At 62.5% G+C, this 17,271-nt stretch carries 16 protein-coding genes, 1 pseudogene and 1 riboswitch; of the genes and pseudogenes, 5 read left to right on the top strand and 12 right to left on the bottom strand.

Translation table 11 applies throughout. From position 1 onward, the window contains the following. Window positions 1-147: 147 nt before the first annotated feature. Together JQK88_RS25865 and JQK88_RS25860 are read right to left on the bottom strand one after the other, a co-directional pair. Window positions 148-918: an ABC transporter substrate-binding protein gene (locus JQK88_RS25865; RefSeq protein ID WP_192258869.1), complete on the bottom strand. Its 771-nt coding sequence runs from the start codon at window positions 916-918 to the stop codon at window positions 148-150. A gap of 102 nt (window positions 919-1,020) precedes the next feature. Next, on the bottom strand, window positions 1,021-2,115 hold the full coding sequence (locus tag JQK88_RS25860) for a 2'-deoxycytidine 5'-triphosphate deaminase (protein ID WP_192258868.1): 1,095 nt from the start codon (window positions 2,113-2,115) through the stop codon (window positions 1,021-1,023). Between the two features lie 78 nt (window positions 2,116-2,193). Beyond that, window positions 2,194-2,271: riboswitch (SAM riboswitch) on the top strand. Window positions 2,272-2,328: 57 nt separating this feature from the next. Here JQK88_RS25860 and JQK88_RS25855 point away from each other — a divergent pair. Continuing rightward, window positions 2,329-3,519: an O-succinylhomoserine sulfhydrylase gene (locus tag JQK88_RS25855; protein WP_192258867.1), complete on the top strand. Its 1,191-nt coding sequence runs from the start codon at window positions 2,329-2,331 to the stop codon at window positions 3,517-3,519. A 39-nt stretch (window positions 3,520-3,558) separates the two neighbouring features. Here JQK88_RS25855 and JQK88_RS25850 read toward each other — a convergent pair whose 3' ends face one another. Continuing rightward, window positions 3,559-4,713: a ceramide glucosyltransferase gene (locus tag JQK88_RS25850; RefSeq protein ID WP_203279867.1), complete on the bottom strand. Its 1,155-nt coding sequence runs from the start codon at window positions 4,711-4,713 to the stop codon at window positions 3,559-3,561. 209 nt (window positions 4,714-4,922) lie between these two features. On the opposite strand from JQK88_RS25850, the gene apaG reads away from it, so the two are divergent. After that, complete coding sequence (gene apaG / locus JQK88_RS25845; RefSeq protein ID WP_112565540.1) at window positions 4,923-5,315, top strand: Co2+/Mg2+ efflux facilitator ApaG/CorD; 393 nt, start codon at window positions 4,923-4,925, stop codon at window positions 5,313-5,315. A 187-nt stretch (window positions 5,316-5,502) separates the two neighbouring features. Here apaG and JQK88_RS25840 read toward each other — a convergent pair whose 3' ends face one another. From JQK88_RS25840 to JQK88_RS25830, 3 genes are all read right to left on the bottom strand, one after another. After that, window positions 5,503-6,534, bottom strand: a complete 1,032-nt coding sequence (locus JQK88_RS25840; protein ID WP_192258865.1) for an Hsp33 family molecular chaperone — start codon at window positions 6,532-6,534, stop codon at window positions 5,503-5,505. Between the two features lie 112 nt (window positions 6,535-6,646). Beyond that, the gene (gene argF, locus JQK88_RS25835; RefSeq protein ID WP_192258864.1) at window positions 6,647-7,558 is read right to left on the bottom strand and encodes an ornithine carbamoyltransferase; all 912 of its coding nucleotides are present in this window, start codon (window positions 7,556-7,558) and stop codon (window positions 6,647-6,649) included. Window positions 7,559-7,575: 17 nt separating this feature from the next. Further along, window positions 7,576-8,775, bottom strand: coding sequence for an aspartate aminotransferase family protein (locus JQK88_RS25830; RefSeq protein WP_203279866.1), 1,200 nt, complete (start codon window positions 8,773-8,775; stop codon window positions 7,576-7,578). A 358-nt stretch (window positions 8,776-9,133) separates the two neighbouring features. On the opposite strand from JQK88_RS25830, the gene JQK88_RS25825 reads away from it, so the two are divergent. After that, entirely contained in the window at window positions 9,134-9,652 is a 519-nt protein-coding gene (locus JQK88_RS25825; RefSeq protein ID WP_112560493.1) for a GcrA family cell cycle regulator, read from the top strand. A gap of 89 nt (window positions 9,653-9,741) precedes the next feature. Here JQK88_RS25825 and JQK88_RS25820 read toward each other — a convergent pair whose 3' ends face one another. The 3 genes from JQK88_RS25820 to JQK88_RS25810 all read right to left on the bottom strand — a co-directional run bounded on the left by JQK88_RS25820 (window position 9,742) and on the right by JQK88_RS25810 (window position 12,935). Then, a complete protein-coding gene (locus JQK88_RS25820) occupies window positions 9,742-10,749 on the bottom strand; it encodes a magnesium and cobalt transport protein CorA (protein ID WP_112560494.1) in 1,008 nt (335 codons plus the stop codon). Window positions 10,750-10,831: 82 nt separating this feature from the next. Next, a complete protein-coding gene (gene phoU, locus JQK88_RS25815) occupies window positions 10,832-11,554 on the bottom strand; it encodes a phosphate signaling complex protein PhoU (protein WP_203279865.1) in 723 nt (240 codons plus the stop codon). Window positions 11,555-11,669: 115 nt separating this feature from the next. Continuing rightward, window positions 11,670-12,935 carry an ATP-binding protein gene (locus JQK88_RS25810; protein ID WP_203279864.1) on the bottom strand — a complete coding sequence of 422 codons (1,266 nt, stop codon included), beginning with the start codon at window positions 12,933-12,935 and terminating at the stop codon, window positions 11,670-11,672. Between the two features lie 100 nt (window positions 12,936-13,035). On the opposite strand from JQK88_RS25810, the gene ppk2 reads away from it, so the two are divergent. Continuing rightward, complete coding sequence (ppk2, locus tag JQK88_RS25805; RefSeq protein WP_203279863.1) at window positions 13,036-13,941, top strand: polyphosphate kinase 2; 906 nt, start codon at window positions 13,036-13,038, stop codon at window positions 13,939-13,941. 76 nt (window positions 13,942-14,017) lie between these two features. Here the strand turns inward: ppk2 and JQK88_RS25800 are convergent. The 3 genes and pseudogenes from JQK88_RS25800 to JQK88_RS25790 form a co-directional block, all read right to left on the bottom strand. After that, window positions 14,018-14,161 (bottom strand): annotated as a pseudogene (locus JQK88_RS25800) (enoyl-CoA hydratase-related protein); the annotation flags it as partial. Window positions 14,162-14,272: 111 nt separating this feature from the next. After that, window positions 14,273-14,911: an acyl-homoserine-lactone synthase gene (locus tag JQK88_RS25795; protein ID WP_192258859.1), complete on the bottom strand. Its 639-nt coding sequence runs from the start codon at window positions 14,909-14,911 to the stop codon at window positions 14,273-14,275. Window positions 14,912-15,174: 263 nt separating this feature from the next. After that, window positions 15,175-15,906, bottom strand: a complete 732-nt coding sequence (locus tag JQK88_RS25790; protein ID WP_192258858.1) for a helix-turn-helix transcriptional regulator — start codon at window positions 15,904-15,906, stop codon at window positions 15,175-15,177. Between the two features lie 287 nt (window positions 15,907-16,193). Between JQK88_RS25790 and JQK88_RS25785 the strand changes: the two genes are divergently transcribed. Continuing rightward, the gene (locus tag JQK88_RS25785; RefSeq protein WP_376740454.1) at window positions 16,194-17,015 is read left to right on the top strand and encodes an ABC transporter substrate-binding protein; all 822 of its coding nucleotides are present in this window, start codon (window positions 16,194-16,196) and stop codon (window positions 17,013-17,015) included. The last annotated feature ends 256 nt before the right edge of the window (window positions 17,016-17,271 follow it).

The raw sequence follows: 17,271 nt of genomic DNA, 5'->3' as shown, positions 1-17,271 counted from the left end.
GAACCTCTCGCAGGATAGACATAATCAACGGCACCGCGGCCTCCTCTGTAGCGAGAAAGCCTCTCAAGAATCCCTCTTTTCCTACTTGGCAAGAGCCAATCAACTTATCTGCGATTCCCCTGCCCTCAAGGGGGGAGATTAGCAGCCTCAATAAATATCAAAATCGAAATACTTCGCCTGGATCTTCTTGTAGGTGCCGTCGGCAACAATCGCGTCTATCGCCGCGTTGAGCTTGTCGCGCAGCGCGGTGTCTTCCAAGCGCACCGCGATGCCAGCTTGCGTCTCGGTGCCCTTGACGTCGCCGACCAGCTTGCAGCAGCCGTCGCTCGCCTTCTTCAGCCAGTCCATCAGCACGAACTTGTCCGAGATCACCGCGTCGAGACGGCCATTCTGCAGGTCGGTGATCGCCTCTTCCTGAGTCGGATAGAGTTTTGCCTCCGCACCGGCCTTGCCGTAGGCGTTCTGGGCGTAGTCGGCCTGGGTGGTCGACGCCTGCGCGCCCACCGTCTTGCCGGCAAGGGCGGCCGGTTCGGTGGAGGTGAGGTCGCTGTCTTTCGGCGCCACCAGCGCCAGCGGCGTGGTGTAGTATTTGTTGGTGAAGGCGACCTGCTTCTTGCGCTCCTCGGTGATGCTCATCGAGGCGATGATGGCATCGAATTTCTTCGCCTGCAGCGCCGGAATGATGCCGTCCCAGTCCTGGGTGACGATCTCGCACTCGACCTTCATTTGCGCGCACAGCGCATTGGCAATGTCGATGTCGAAGCCTTCGACCTTGCCGTCAGATGTAATGGTGTTGAAGGGCGGATAGGCGCCTTCGGTGCCTATCTTCAATTTCTCCTGCGCCTGCGCCAGCGAACCGGCCGCCATCACCAGCATGGCAGCGCTGGCTGCCGATATGATCCATTTCGAAATCTGCATTTTTGGTTCCCCTTACGCGCCGGTCTCTGGCCGGCCACAGAAAGGCAGCCAAGCACGGTGAGCCAATGCAGGCAAGTATTTTGCCCAACGGTGATTGAGGGTTCAGACGGCGGTGCGGAAATGCTTGGAGAGCTTCAGGCCTTGCGCCTGGTAGTTGGAACCGAGATCGGTGCCGTAGAGCGCCTGCGGCCGCTTCAGCATATGCTCGTAGACCAGCCGACCGACGATCTGGCCATGGTCGAGGATGAACGGCACTTCGTGGCTGCGCACTTCGAGCACCGCCCGGCTGCCGGTGCCACCAGCGGCCGAATGGCCGAAGCCCGGATCGAAGAAGCCTGCATAGTGGACGCGGAATTCGCCGACCAGCGGGTCGAACGGCGTCATCTCGGCGGCGTAGAGCGGCGGCACGTGCACCGCCTCGCGGCTGACCAGGATGTAGAATTCGTCGGGATCGAGCACCAGTTCGCCGGCGCCGCTCTTGAAGAGCGGCTCCCAGAAATCGACGGCATCCTGGGCGGCGCGCTTGTCGACGTCGACGAGGCCGGTGTGATGCTTGCCGCGATAGCCGACCAGCCCGTTGTGATCGCCGTCGAGATCGATCGACAGCGCAATGCCACCGCCGGAAATGTTTGGCGGCTCGGTCGCGACCAGCATCTCGGCCCGGTGCAATTCATTCAGCTCTGCCTCCGACAACAGCGCATTGCCGGTGCGGAAGCGGATCTGCGACAGGCGCGAGCCGGCGCGCACGACGATCGGGAAGGTGCGCGGGCTGACCTCGAGATAGAGCGGCCCGTGATAGCCGGCGGCGATCTTGTCGAACTCGTGGCCGCGGTCGGTCATCACCCGGGTGAAGATGTCGAGCCGTCCGGTCGAGCTCTTGGGATTGGCCGAGGCGGAAATATTGGCCGGCAGGGCGAGGCTCTCGAGCAGCGGTACGATGTAGACGCAGCCGGTCTCCAGCACCGCGCCTTCGGTCAGGCTGATCTCGTGCAGCTTCAGCCGCTCGAGCTTCTCCGACACCTTGTGGTTGGGGCCGGGCAGGAAGGAGGCGCGGACGCGAAAAGCCTTGTCGCCGAGCCTGAGATCGAGGCTGGCCGGCTGTACCTGGTCAACATCGAGCGCGCGCGGCGACTTCAGCGCGCCGGACTGGAACAGCGCGGAAATATCCTGATCGGGAAGAATGCCTGTCTGCCGCAATGGCTGGCTCCGCTCCAACTGGTACAAACCTCTTAATGAAGCCGGCAATTGACGCAAGCATGGCTGAGGTCTAAAGGGTCGTTATCCCGTGGTGATTTGGCCGGTCGGCTTGCAGCCACGTTAAACAAGTCGCTAAAGGACCGTCGGGCCGCAAGGCCGTATGGACCGGTTGCGACTTTCGCGGCCGGTTTTTTTGTGTCTGGAACAAAAGCGATGAGCACCAAGAAGCGTAACTGGAAGCCTCAGACCGCACTCGTGCATGGGGGGACGCTGCGTTCCCAGTTCGGCGAAACGTCGGAAGCGATGTACCTGACCCAGGGCTATGTCTATGAGACGGCGCAGGCCGCCGAAGCCCGGTTCAAGGGCGAGGAGCCGGGCTTCATCTATTCGCGCTACGCCAACCCGACCGTCGACATGTTCGAAAAGCGCATGTGCGCGCTGGAAGGCGCCGAAGACGCGCGGGCAACCGCGTCCGGCATGGCTGCGGTGACGGCGGCGCTGTTGTGCAGCGCCAAGGCCGGCGACCATATCGTTGCGGCGCGCGCTTTGTTCGGTTCCTGCCGCTGGGTGGTCGAGACGCTGGCGCCGAAATACGGCATCGAGGCGACGCTGGTCGACGGCACCGACATCGCCAACTGGGAAAAGGCGGTCAGGCCGAACACCAAACTGTTCTTCCTGGAAAGCCCGACCAACCCGACGCTGGAAGTGGTCGACATTGCCGCCGTCGCGTCGCTCGCCACCTCGATCGGCGCCAGGCTGATCGTCGACAATGTCTTTGCCACGCCCTTGCAGCAAAAGCCCTTGCTGCTCGGCGCCCATATCGTCGTCTATTCCGCGACCAAACACATTGACGGCCAGGGGCGCTGTCTCGGCGGCATCATCCTGTCGGACAAGAAGTGGATCGACGAGAATTTGCACGACTATTTCCGCCACACCGGCCCGAGCCTGTCGCCCTTCAACGCCTGGACGCTGCTGAAGGGCCTGGAGACGCTGCCGGTGCGGGTGCGCCAGCAGACGGAAAGTGCGGGCAAGATCGCCGATTTCCTGGCCGGACGACCGGAGATCGCCCGCGTCATCTATCCCGGCCGCGCCGACCATCCGCAGGCCGACATCGTCAAGAAGCAGATGGCGGGCGGCTCGACGCTGATCTGCCTCGACGTCAAGGGCGGCAAGCAGGCGGCCTTTGCCTTGCAGAACGCGCTCGACATCGTGCTGATCTCCAACAATCTCGGCGACGCCAAGAGCCTGATCACCCATCCGGCGACGACGACGCACAAGAACCTCAGCGAGGAGGCGCGCGCCGAACTCGGCATCGGGCCGGGAACGCTGAGGCTGTCGGTTGGCCTCGAGGATACGGACGATCTGCTCGAGGACGTTGCACAGGCGCTGGAGGCGGCGAAATAGCGGCCTGCTGCGAAAGCAAGGCAAAGGCCTGGGCGGCGCTCAGGCGCCCGACGAGGCCTCTTCCAGTTCCGTCATCGCCTTGGTGCGGATGGTCATGGCATTGCCGCGCCATTCGACCGCGCCGCCGAGCCAACCGCGCGACCAGATGGCGGGAAGCATCACATCGCGCAAGATCAAGGCGGTGACGATGCGCGGTGACAAATACCAGCCCTTGGCCCAGGCGAGCAGGCATTCCGGCACATAGGCAAAGGCCAGGACGCACAAAGCCGTTGTGGGCATGCTGACGCCGGCGCTTGCCGCCGCGACCAGCGCCAGCAGCAGCGGCACCGCCACACCCGTCAGGATCTCGGGCGTGTAGAACAGCGGGAAGGTGACGCGACGCAGCCGCGACCAGCGCGTCTGGCGCGACCAGATCTCGGCAAACGTACGCTGGCCGAGCGGCTGTTCGAAGGGCGAGGCAACGAGATTGACGCGCAGGCCGAGCCCATTGACCAGCTTGGTCGCGGCGGCATCCTCGGCGATCTCGGCGGCAAGCGCCTCGATGCCGCCATTGGCGTCGAGCATCGGCTTGTTCCACAGCATGCTCTTGCCCTGGGCAAAACCGAGACCAAGGGCTTCGCCGGCATATTGCCAGCGCGCCTGCAGCGTGTTGAGGAAGGCGCATTCGACCTCGGCCCAAAAACCGTCCGGCCGCGAGCCGATCGGGGTCGAGCAGACAAGCCCGGTGTCCGGCCGCCAGGCCGCCATGAGATGCTGGACATAGTCGACAGGCATCAGCACGTTGGAATCGGCCAGGATGACCCAGTTGTGCTGCGCCGCCACCCAGCCCTTGACGCAATTGTTGAGTTTCGGGTTGCTGCTGATGCGGTCATCGCCGATCAGCAGCTGCGCCGGCACCTTTGGAAACCGGGCAATCGCCCGGTTTATCAGTTTGACCACCGGATCGTCGGCATGGGCGACGCAGAAGATCAGCTCGTAGCGCGGCCAGTCGAGCGAGAAGGCACGGGCAAGCGTCTCCTCGGTAAACGGTTCGACGCCGCGCGACGGCACCACGATCGACACCGGCGGCGCCTCTCTGGCCGGCGGAGCGAGCTGGCGCGGCCGCTTCAGGTTGAGCGAGGCAAGCACAATGCTGGCGAGATTGGAAAGAAGCAGGAGTGTCGAAAGCAGCGCTGCTATGACTGTCAGTTCCATCGAGATCTGGTCACTCCGGGAAAAAGCGGCCAGGAATGGCCGTTTTCAACAGTTCGACAGAGCGCTGAGTCGCCCGATACGGTTCGTGCACACCATCATTGTCATGTGTCACTTAAATGACATTGTTGTTCGGCAACTGCGCATGAGGCCCTAATCCGGGAGTACGGCAAGAGCGCCGACAGGTCCGTTGGTGTCGTTTGGAGCAGCCTATGTACCGCGCCGTCACGCGCAACATCGAAGTGCAGGTCAGACCGTTCTATCTGGAGGATCGCTCCGATCCGTCGGAGAACCGCTATGTCTGGGGCTACCAGGTGACGATCGACAACCAGTCGGACGAGTTCGTGCAGCTTATGTCGCGCTACTGGCACATCACCGACGGCAGCGGCCGGGTCGAAGAGGTGCGCGGCGCCGGCGTCGTCGGCGACCAGCCCGAGCTCAATCCCGGCGACAGCTATCAATATACGTCCGGCTGCCCGCTCTCGACACCGTCGGGCTTCATGGTCGGGCATTACACCATGCGCAACAAAAGGGGCGAGACGTTCGACATCGCTATCCCGGCGTTTTCGCTGGATTTGCCGGGGACACGGCGGACGGTGAATTAGCGTCTTTCTCCCCGTTTACGGGGAGAAATGCCCGGCAGGGCAATGAGGGGCGGCGCTGGCTCGTGAGGTTATCTTCTACGCATATGACGACGGAGACCAGGCGCGCGACTATTCACCAATGGTCGCGCTGCCCCTCATCCGCCCTTCGGGCACCTTCTCCCCGTGAAACGGGGGGAAGGAAGAGGCCTTACTGAGCCGCGAATTCCGCTGGGTCGAAGTCATACTGCTTCGAGCAGAACTCGCAGGCGACGTGAATGCCGCCATCCTCGGTGCTCTCCTTGATCTCTTCGGCGGAGAAGCCTTCGAGAATGCCGCGGATCTTGTCGCGCGAGCACGAGCACCGGTCGGCGACCGGAACGCCGCCGAAGACGTGCACGCCGTGTTCATGGAACAACCGGTAGAGCAACCGCTCTGCGCCGATGGTCGGGTCGATCAGTTCGGTCGGCTCGATGGTGCCGAGCAGGGCCACCAGTTCCTGCCAGGAATTGTCGACCGGTTCATGCGTCACATCGCGTGGATCGCCGTCGCCGCCCGAAATGTCGGGCACGCGCATGCGCTCGGGCGACTGCGGCAGGAACTGCGCCAGGATGCCGCCGGCGCGCCATTGTTCGCGCGCGCCACCGGGGCCCGGCGTCAGAAGCTTGGCCACAGAAAGCCTGAGCTCGGTCGGGATCTGTTCCGACTGGCGGAAATAGGTGCGCGCGGCGTCTTCCAGCGTCTCGCCGTCGAGCTGGACGATGCCCTGATAGCGCTGCGTGTGCGCGCCCTGGTCGATGGTCAGCGCCAGCACGCCGCTGCCCAGCAGCGTCTGCTGCGTGGTCTCGCCGGCGGCTACCAACGCTTCCAACCGATCGGCGTCGAAGCGGGCATAGGCGCGCAATGCCGAGGGTGTGGAGAAATCCGCGACCAGCATGTCGACCGGCCCGTCGGTGCGGGTCTGCAGGATGAACTTGCCCTCGAACTTCAACGAGGTGCCGAGCAGCACCGTCAGCACACAGGCTTCGGCCAGCAGGCGGGCAACCGGCTCGGGATAGTCGTGACGGCCGAGGATGGCGTCGAGCATCGGCCCGAGCTGCACGGTGCGGCCGCGAACGTCGAGCGGGCCGACCTCGAACGGTACGACGTGATCGTCGCCGGCATAGCCGAACTCGCCGAGTTTGGGGTGATGTTCAGTCACTTGATGCGTTTCCAACATGACAAAGCTCCAGGGCGCGGCCATGCCGCCCTCTGGGATGCATGCGTCCAAACGCGCTTGATTTGCGTGATGCGGCGCAGATAGGCATCACGCCGCCCCAGATCAAGCGCCCAAGCACGTCAGGCACCAAGGCACTTCAAGCTCCAAGACACCAGGCGAGCACGGCCTTCTGGGCGTGGAGCCGGTTCTCAGCCTCGTCGAACACCACAGAATGCGGCCCGTCGATGACCTCGTCGGTCACCTCCTCGCCGCGATGCGCCGGCAGGCAGTGCATGAACAGGGCGTCGGGCTTGGCCCTTGCCATCAGCGCCGCATTGACCTGATAGGGCGAGAAGACATTGTGGCCGCGGGCGCGGTGTTCCTGACCCATCGACACCCAGCAATCGGTGACCACGCAATCGGCCTGGTCGACGGCTTCCTCGGGCGAGCGGGTGAAGCTGAGCTTGCCGCCATTGGTCTTCGACCAGTCGATATGCTTTTGCGCCGGCTCGCTGCCTTCCGGCACCGCGACATTGAGGTTGAAGCGGAACCGCGCCGAGGCTTCGAGCAGCGAATGCAGCACATTGTTGCCGTCGCCGGTCCAGGCGATGGTCTTGCCGGCTACCGGACCACGATGCTCCTCGAAGGTCATGATGTCGGCCATCAGCTGGCAGGGATGGGTGTCGTCGGTCAGCCCGTTGATCACCGGGATGGTGGCGTTCTCGGTCAGCTCGAGCAGCCGTTCATGCGACGTCGTGCGGATCATGATGGCGTCGACATAGCGCGACAGCACTTTGGCGGTGTCAGCAATGGTTTCGGAGCGGCCGAGCTGCATTTCGGTGCCGGTCAGCATGATGGTCTCGCCGCCGAGTTGGCGCATGCCGACATCGAAGGAGACACGCGTGCGCGTCGACGGCTTGTCGAAGATCATCGCCAGCACCTTGCCTTCGAGCGGCCTGGTGCGCTCGCCGGCCTTGAGGCGCGCCTTGCGCACCACCGCGTCGTCCAGCATGAACCGCAGATCGCCTTCGGAAACGGCGGAAAGATCGGTGAAATGGCGAAGTGACATCAGGAATGGTTCCGGGGTTACTTCGCGGCGGCAGCGGTGATGGCGTCGGCCAGGCCCTTGGCGCCGGCGCGGATGCGGTCGAGTGCCTCGCCGATTTCGGCATCGGTGACGGTCAGCGGCGGCAGCAGGCGGATGACGTTGTCGCCGGCCGGCACCGCCAGGAGATGCTGGTCGCGCAGCGCCATGTTGACCTTGGTGTTGGGCATGGCGCATTTCAGGCCGAGCATCAGGCCGGTGCCCCTGATGCCTTCGATGACATCGGGAAATTCGTCCGCGACGGCCGCCAGACCCTGTTTCATCAGCAATGCCTTGCGCTGAACGTCTTCCAGGAAGCCGTCTTCCAGCACCACATCGAGCACGGCGTTGCCGACCGCCATGGCCAGAGGATTGCCGCCGAAGGTGGTGCCATGCACGCCTGCCGTCATGCCGACGGCAGCTTCGTCGGTGGCCAGGCACGCGCCCATCGGGAAGCCGCCGCCAATGCCCTTGGCGATCGCCATGATGTCGGGCGTCACGCCGGTCCATTCATGCGCGAACAGCTTGCCGGTGCGGCCGATGCCGCACTGGACCTCGTCGAAGATCAACAGCAGGCCGTGCTGGTCGCAGAGCTGCCGCAGCCGCTTAAGAGATTGCGTCGACACCGGGCGGATGCCGCCCTCGCCCTGCACCGGTTCGATCAGGATCGCGGCGGTCTCTGATGTGATAGCCTTCTCGGCGGCGTCGATGTCGTCGAAGCCGACCTGGTCGAAACCCTCGACCTTGGGGCCGAAGCCTTCGAGATATTTGTACTGGCCGCCCGCGGCGATGGTCGCCAGCGTACGGCCATGGAAGGCGCCTTCGAAGGTGATGACGCGGAAGCGCTCGGGGTGGCCCGTGACGAACTGGTAGCGTCGCGCCGTCTTGATCGCGCATTCCAAGGCCTCGGCGCCGGAATTGGTGAAGAACACCTTGTCGGCGAAAGTGGCCTCGGCCAGCCGCTCGCCCAGCCGGGTCTGCCCCGGGATCTCGTAGAGATTGGAGACGTGCCAGAGCTTGGCCGCCTGTTCAGTCAGCGCCGAGACCAGATGCGGATGGCTGTGGCCCAACGAATTGACCGCGATGCCGCCAGCAAAATCGAGATATCGCTCGCCCTTGTCGGTAACCAGCCAAGTGCCTTCACCGTGGTCGAAGGCCAAGGGTGCGCGAGCAAAGGTCTCGTAAAGCGCCGAACCGCTCATTATATGCGTCTCCGGTACCGGAAAATCAAAAAAGCCGCCAAAGCGGCGGCCTTGTGCGGCTTATCGTGTTTTTCGGCCATGAAGTCAACGAAAACGTCGTGCAAAGGCGCGCGGCAAGCTCCCAACGACACGCCGGCTCATAAGCGACCGGGCAAGTTGGGGAAAACCGAAAAAACCGATTCGTGTTGCACCTGGGACTCTTGTCACCGAGTCAACACATGAGGTAATTGTAGTCGGGAAATAACTAGATTTCGTGCGGCGGACCTAATCACCTAATATATGTGGTGTCTGCCCCGGCAAAGGTTGCCGGGTCGGGAATGGATTCCGGCTGCCGCACGCTTAGCAGGAGCGCGGTCTCATGAACTGGACTGACGAGCGGGTAGAACTTCTCAGAAAACTGTGGTCGGAAGGTTTGAGCGCAAGCCAGATCGCGGCCCAACTCGGCGGGGTCAGCCGCAACGCCGTCATCGGCAAGGTGCATCGGCTGAAGCTGTCGGGCCGCGGACGCTCGACCGCAACGCCGGCGCGCCAGAAGAAGACGACGCAGGGATCGTCGATCCAGAAGTCGGTGTCGCGCGCCGCAACCACGCAGCGTCACGTCACCACCTCGATCGGTGCGACCGCGCTGCAGACACAGTTCGACGCCGAGCCGGTGGCTCGCCACTACATCCGCCCGGTCGAGAACGTCGTCGTGCCGATCTCGCGGCATCTGCAGCTCACTGACCTCACCGAGCGCACCTGCAAATGGCCGAATGGCGATCCGCTGTCGGAAGACTTCAACTTCTGCGGCAACGAGGCCGCAGAAACCGGACCTTACTGCAAGTATCACGCAAGGGTTGCGTTCCAGCCGGCTTCGGAGCGGCGCAGGAGCAGGTAAGGTATTAGGGAATAGGGGCAGTAGGGCAGTATGTTTTTGAACTGCGCTCGTGAGGCGTCGTCTTAACCTACTGCCCTACTGCCCTGCCCTCACAACCATCCATTCTTGCGAAACCGCCAGTACAAAAACAAGCAGATGCAGGCGATCGCGGTCAGCACTACCGGGTAGCCGTATTCCATCTTCAGCTCCGGCATGTCATCGAAATTCATACCGTATATGCCGGCGAGCGCCGTCGGCACCGCCAGTATGGCGGCCCATGACGCCAGCTTCTTGGTATTCGCCGTTTCCTGGCTCTGGCCAACCAGCAAGCTGGCTTCGAAGGCGAAGGCCAGAACCTCGCGCAGACTGTCGATTTTTTCCTGGACGGTGCGGATGTGGTCGGTCACATCGCGGAACAGCGGGTGCATGGCGCTATGGATCTGCGGCAGTTCGGCGCTGGTCAGCCGGCGGCAGACCTCGACCAAGGGAAGTGCGGCATTGCGCAGGCGCAACAGGTCGCGGCGCAGCATGTAGAGCCGCTCTATGTCGGGACCGGTCATCGGCTTCAGCAGGATCTTGTCTTCGATCGCCTCGACCTCGTCCTCGATCTGCTCGAGCACCGGCATGTAATTGTCGACGATGAAGTCGAGAATGGCGTAGAGGACGAAATCCTCGCCCTTGGCCAGCGAATGCGGGCAGCTTTCCCAGTGCTGACGGACGGCGGCATAGGAGGTCGAGGGACCATGCCTGACACTGACGATGTAGCCTGAGCCGACAAACAGATGGGTTTCGCCGAAGGTGACGCGGCCGTCGATCAGTTGGGCAGTGCGGGCGACGATGAACAGGGCATCGCCATACTGCTCGATCTTCGGCCGCTGGTGCGGATGCTCGGCGTCCTCGATCGCCAGTTCATGCAAATGGAACTGTGCCTTGACGCGCAGCAACAACTCGCGGTCGGGTTCGAGCAACCCGATCCAGACGACATGGCCCGATTTCCTCGCCCATTCGCCGGCCTCTTCGATCGGGATGTCGGCGATGCGCTTGCCGGCGGTGTAGACGCTCGACGCGATGATGCCGGACGATGCCGGCGCCGGCTTGAACTCTCGCACATATTCCATCGCAGCCTCCGGAGCAGAACCTGAGAAGCTTAACGCTGCGATAGCTTAGCGCAATATGATTAAGCGTTCGAGGGGCGCGCGATCACTTCACCGGCAGCGACGGAAGCGCCACCTTGTCGGTCTTGTCGCCTTTGGGACGCTCGGCCGGCATCTGGTCGCCGGTGACGATGTAATAGATGGTCTCGGCGATGTTGGTGGCGTGATCGCCGATGCGCTCGATGTTCTTGGCGCAGAACAGCAGATGAGTACACGGCGTGATGTTGCGTGGGTCTTCCATCATGTAGGTCAGGAGTTCGCGAAACAGCGAGGTGTACATGGCGTCGATCTGGTCGTCGCGGTCGCGCACGAAACCTATTCTGTCGACCGAACGCGATGCATAGACGTCGAGCACCTCTTTCAGCTGGGTCAGCGCCAGATCGGCCAGCGCCTCTATGCCGCGAAACAGGCTGGTCGGCTGGCGGCCGTCGATAACGCTCACCACTCGCTTGGCGACATTCTTGCCGAGGTCGCCGATTCGTTCGAGGTCGGCGGAAATACGGATCGCGCCGACAATCTCGCGCAGATCCGTCGCCATCGGCTGGCGTTTGGCGATGATCACTATGGCCTTGTCGTCGATTTCGCGTTGGCCCTCATCAAGGACAATGTCGTCGCGGATGACCTTCTGGGCGAGGCCGGGATCGGCATTGACCAGTGCCTGAATCGCCTGCTCGACCATGCGCTCGCCGTGCCCGCCCATCGCGGCGATGCGTTTCGACAGGTATTTCAGCTCTTCGTCATAGGCGCTGACGATGTGTACGGACTGCATGGATGAAATGCCTTCCTAGAATCCTTGGCCTTTTGAGTCGTTTCCTCGAATCCTGTGCTGATACGCTAGCCGGATGACAGAAAGACGAAACAGGCAGTTAGCAAATAGTACTGCCTCAGCGCGCTGGCAAATGGACCGTGAACGCCGCGCCCTTGCCGACTTCCGACTTGATCGAAAGTCTGGCGTTGTGACGCGTCAGTATGTGCTTGACGATGGACAGGCCGAGGCCGGTGCCTTTCTGGGTGCGGCTGCTCTCGACGTCGACGCGATAGAAGCGCTCGGTGATGCGCGGAATGTGCTCTTCGGGAATGCCTGGACCGTAGTCCCTGATGGTGACGTCGATGCCCGGTTCGGGACCGGCCTCGCCGCGCGCAATCGACACCGTGACACGTCCGCCCGGCTGGCCGTATTTGCAGGCGTTTTCCACCAGGTTCTCGAAAACCTGGAACAGCTCATCGCGGTCTCCGGGCACGTCGAGCGGCCCTTCGGCATAGTCGCGTTCGATGACGACGCTGTTCTCCTTGACAAGCGGCCCTAGCGAGTCGATGACGCTGTCGATGGTCTGGCGCAAATCGACCTCGGTTCCCGGCTTCAGATAGGGCTTCATTTCCAGCCGCGACAACGACAGCAGATCGTCGATCAGGCGCGCCATGCGGCCAGTCTGGTTCTGCATGATCTGCAGGAACTGCTCGCGCGCCGCCGGATCGTTGCGGGCCGGGCCGCGCAATGTCTCGATGAAGCCCGAGATCGAGGCCAGCGGGGTGCGCAACTCATGGCTGGCATTGGCGATGAAGTCGGCGCGCATGCGATCGATGCGGCGCGTCTCGCTCTGGTCCTTGAACACCAGCACAAAGAGATCGGTGGCGTGGCCGACCGAGGACGCACTGACCCGGTAGGCCCGTTCCACCGGCAGTTTCTCGGTGTAGTCGACGGCATCGGAGGCGACCGTTCCCGACAGCACGCTGTCCAGCAGTGCCTGCATCTCAGGGGCGCGGAATTTCAACGACAGCGACAGGCCGGGCGCGATCCCGCCAAAGGCAGCGAAGGCGGCGGCATTGGCATGGACGATGGTGGCGGTGCGGTCGAAGATGATCAGTGGATCGGCAACGGCGGCCGCAAGATATTCGCCGGAAAGCCGCTGCAGCCCGCTCGCCTCGATCGCGGCATCGCTTTGGATGGACTGGCTTGCGCCGCCGGTCGGCAGCATCGCGGCAGCAAGCAGCACCGCACAGGCGAGCAGAACGACATAGACGGACATGCCAGCGAAAGCATAGACGGCCGCGACCGCAACGACGCCGGCCGCGAGTAGCCAGCGGCCGTTCCACACCCTGGCCCTTAGCGCCTGCGCCGTGGTTATCCGCTCTGCGCCGGTGTCAGCCATTCGCGCGTCCCGCACCTTGCGCCGGCCGAACGAAACTTCCGCTGGACCGGCTTCAAGGCCCCCCATAGCATGAGTCCGCAAGCTGAAAAGGTTCGTCTCGATGAAAAAAAACAAGGACAGTCCCGCCGCAGAGCCGGCAAAGGGTCCGCTAAAGATCAGGATCGACGGCAAGGAGCGGGAGTTCGATATCGAGGATCCCGAGCTCCCGGCCTGGATCGAGGACAACAAGCTGACCGCCGGCGACTACCCTTACGACAAGAAAATGAAGAGCGAGGAATACGACGAGACGCTGGAGCGGCTGCAGATAGAGCTGGTCAAGGCGCAGGCCTGGCTGCAGGCGACCGGCAAGCGGGTGATGTCGCTGTTCGAAGGGCGCGATGCCGCCGGCAAGGGCGGCACCATCTTCGTGCTGCGCCAGTATCTCAATCCTCGGACCGCGCGCAATGTGGCGCTGACCAAGCCGACGCCGACCGAAGTCGGGCAGTGGTACTTCCAGCGCTATGTCGACCATTTCCCGACATCGGGGGAATTCGTCACCTTCGACCGTTCCTGGTACAATCGCGGCGGCGTCGAGCCGGTGATGGGCTTCTGCACGCCGGAGCAGCATGAGAAATTTCTCGACGAGACGCCGCATTTCGAACGGATGATCTCCAACGAGGGCATTTATTTCTTCAAATTCTGGCTGAACATCGGCCGCGAAACCCAGCTCGAACGGTTCCACGACCGCCGCTGGTCTCCGCTGAAGAACTGGAAGTTCTCGCCGATCGACATTGCCGGCATCACCAAATGGGACGACTACACCAAGGCCCGTGACCAGATGCTCGAGCGCACGCACAAGCAGTTCGCGCCATGGATCATCCTGCGGGCCAACGACAAACGACGCTCGCGGCTGGCCGCCATGCGGCGCATCCTGTTGTCGTTGCCCTATGATGGGCGCGATCTCGACGCCATCGGCAAGGAAGACAAGAAGATCATCGGCGAAGGGCCGTCATTCCTGGAGAAGTAGACGCCGAGGCACAGAGCCCACCCCTGATATCGGGATGGGCTCTGTTTTTTCATCCTCCGCGACTATACGGCTGCCGTCATGCCGCCAGGCGGGCGATCCGCTGCAGCCGCTTCAGCGTGGTGTCGTCCTGCAGCGCCTGCTGGAACAGCGTGATCTCGCGATCGATGCGGTCGCAGAGCACGTCCGTATCGCCCTTGAGCAGGCCGCGCGTCTGCAGAAGGGGGCGCCCCTGTCCAGAACCGGCCGGCCGTCATGCGACCACACGGTGACGACCAGCGTGTGGCCGCGCAGTTCGGGTTGGGGGTCAAAGCTCATCTTGTCGTCTCCGATTTCACGACGCCTGCCGCATGCCGAGCATGTCGGGCGTGCCCCTGGCCAGCACGGGGGCGTGATGGTTGCGGCGTGAGCGCACGACATCGAGCGTGTGGTCGTTGAAGGTCAGCAAGGTGGCGACGACCTGCTGGTTGCCATAGGTGCGCTGGTAGCCGAGCGGCGTTGCCAGGAAATGTAGTTGCAGTGTCCGCAGCACCCACACCGGCTCGACCTCGATAATGACCTGATTGATATTGCGACCAAGGCCCCATTCGACGAAGCCGGCGATCAGCTCGGTGCCGACCGTAGACACGCCGCGCTTGCCATCGCGAAAGCCTGGCGCCACCGCGTAGCGGGTGAGCTCCCAGACATTCGGTCCCGAAGGGCGCCTTCCCTCGCAGAGTTCCGGCATCACGTCGCTTAGGAGATGCGGCCGCGTGGTCGGCAGCATGCGCTGATAGCCGGCCAGCTCGCCATTGCGGATGACAAGGTGGTGTTCGGCTGCATCATGGTCGAATTGATCGATCTCGAGGCCGTCCGGGCGATCGAGATCGGCCCACCGCATCTCATCGACAAAGATCTTGTAACGCAGGCGATGGACCGCCTCCCATAGGTCGGGACGCTCCATCAATTGTTGTGTGGTGAGGGAAAATAGCATTAGCCGTCTCCTGGGCTTAAGAGGGAGATACGGTCGGGCTTTCCGAAAAAATTGCGCGAAGGTGTTGGCAAGAATTTCTGGGCTGCCACAGCCGACGTGGCTAATATAACCGCGCCTAATCGCCTCTGCGACGGCTTGTCCCGTCGGCGGCGTTCAGTCTGCTTTTGGCGTTAAGAAAGCATTAGCCGTCTCAAGAGGACGACAGAGTCGGGCTCTCCAGAAGATTACGCCAAGGGGGCGGCCAAATGATTTGGGGGCCCGGCCTAGCTGATGTAGCCGTGTCTGATTGCCTCGGCGACTGCCTGCACGCGATTGGCGGCGCCCAGTTTACTCTTGGCGTTGAGAAGGTGTTTCTCCGAGGTATGCTCCGAGATGCCGAGGATCTGCGAAATTTCCCACTCGGATTTGCCAACCGCCGCCCATTGCAGGCATTCGCGCTCGCGCGGCGTCAATTCAATGTGCTCGATAACCTTGCTGGTCGTCGTTTGAAGCTGCATGGCGCGGCCGATGGCATAGGTGGAGGCCAGCGAGACCATTGCGAATTCGGAGTCGGACAGCTCGACCGCCTCACCGCCCAGCGAAACCAGCGCGATCTGGCCTTCGAGCGTGATCAGCGGGAAGGCGAGGCCGTCACGCAGCTTGAATTCGCGAGCGTCGCGCATCACCTCGTCGCTGCTCTTGTCGGCGGGCATGCTCTGAACGGCCTCGCGCCATTGGAATGGCGCCCGCAACTGTTTCAAGTGGCTGACGACCGGATCGTGGTCGACATAGTTGCGCGTCAGGTAACGCTCCAGCCATTCATTAGGCCAATCGCAAAGCAGCACATGGTCCTTCTGCTGGCTGCTTGACGTGCCGGGCTGCGGCACCGTCGCGGCTATCAGGGCCGTCAATCCGAAATTCGAGGTGACACTGAGTAGCCGCTCGCACACCGCAGCCGCCGTGCCGGCACGCTGCACCTGGTCAATATATTCCAGTGTCCGGTCAAAATGGCCCATCGCAACATCTACCCTATGTTGCCTACCGCTCTTGAGACCGATGTTACGTGCCTGATGCACACTTCGCCATCAACCCCGGATTGCAAGCCGCATGTTTGCTTTTTTATAGCGCAGCGACCGCTTGCCCTCGGGCCGAATCTGCGCAGCTATTTGCAACCTCCTTAAAGCATAACCCGAAATTTGCCCTTTGAAATCAAAAACAATTGTGCCTGCACCGTTTTCGTATCAAAAGCCAACAAGACGCGTGGAGTTCTTTCGTGACATCTCGCTGGATAGCCATCGCCTTGCTGTCGCTGCTGGTCGGAGCGCAGCCTTTTGCCGGCGTCGCACGGGCGGCGGAACCGCAGGTGCCCGTGCTTTGGGACGCCAAGGAGCGGCTGCCGAAACCGGATCTCTCGGCGTTGCCGAGGCTCAGATTCCTCACCACCACCGATTTCCCGCCCTTCAACTTTCTCGACGGCGCCGGCCGGCTGTCCGGCTTTCACATCGACCTGGCGCGGGCGATTTGCGCTGAACTCGACATCGCCGACAAATGCCAGATCCAGGCGCTGCCCTGGGCCGAGCTCGACGATGCGTTGCAGAAAGGCGAAGGCGAGGCGATCATCGCCGGCATCGCCGCGACGCCGGAAACGCGGGCGAAATACAGTTTTTCGCGCTCCTATCTGCAGTTTCCGGCGCGCTTCATCATGCCGAAGACCAAGGCCTTTGCCGAGCCTATCCTCGACAAATTGCGCAGCAAACGGGTCGGCGTACTGGCCGGCTCAGCGCATGAAAAGATGCTGCGCGATTATTTCGGCACGGTGCAGATCGTCCCCTTCAACAGCCCTGAAGACCTCTACACCGATTTGAAGAGCAGCAGGATCGACGCCGCCTTCGGCGACGGCATGCGGTTTTCCTTCTGGCTGGGCGGCACGGACGCGGCAGGCTGCTGCCGCTTCGCCGGTGGCCCATACCTGGCTCCGGAATATCTGGGATCCGGCATGACGATTGCCACAAGGGCCGGCGATCCGGCGCTGGCAGCGGCCATGGACTACGCGCTGCAGGAGATATCGGTGAAGGGCACGTTCGCCGAATTCTATCTACGCTATTTCCCGGTCAGTTTCTTCTGATCCGGCCCGGTCAGTTTCTGCCGCTCTGTGCACCGGTCGGGCTGGAGTCCGGGGTATAGATCGACCCTACTCTCTTGCCGCCACACTTGGCACATTTCAGCTTCGGAATAAGGTCATTATTGCCGGTGCGTTCGGGCCCGAACCGACCAGCCGCTTGACATAGCGCGGGCTGATGACCCTACAATCCTTCTTGCCGTCGCAGCATTCATAGCCGGTGACCGGATCATGGCGACTGGATGGCAGGCCAACAACCTTC

The organism is Mesorhizobium caraganae (assembly GCF_016836705.1).
Lineage (GTDB): Bacteria > Pseudomonadota > Alphaproteobacteria > Rhizobiales > Rhizobiaceae > Mesorhizobium > Mesorhizobium caraganae.
The sequence above is the reverse complement of the archived record's forward strand: the minus strand, read 5'-3'. Positions and strand labels throughout refer to the sequence as shown.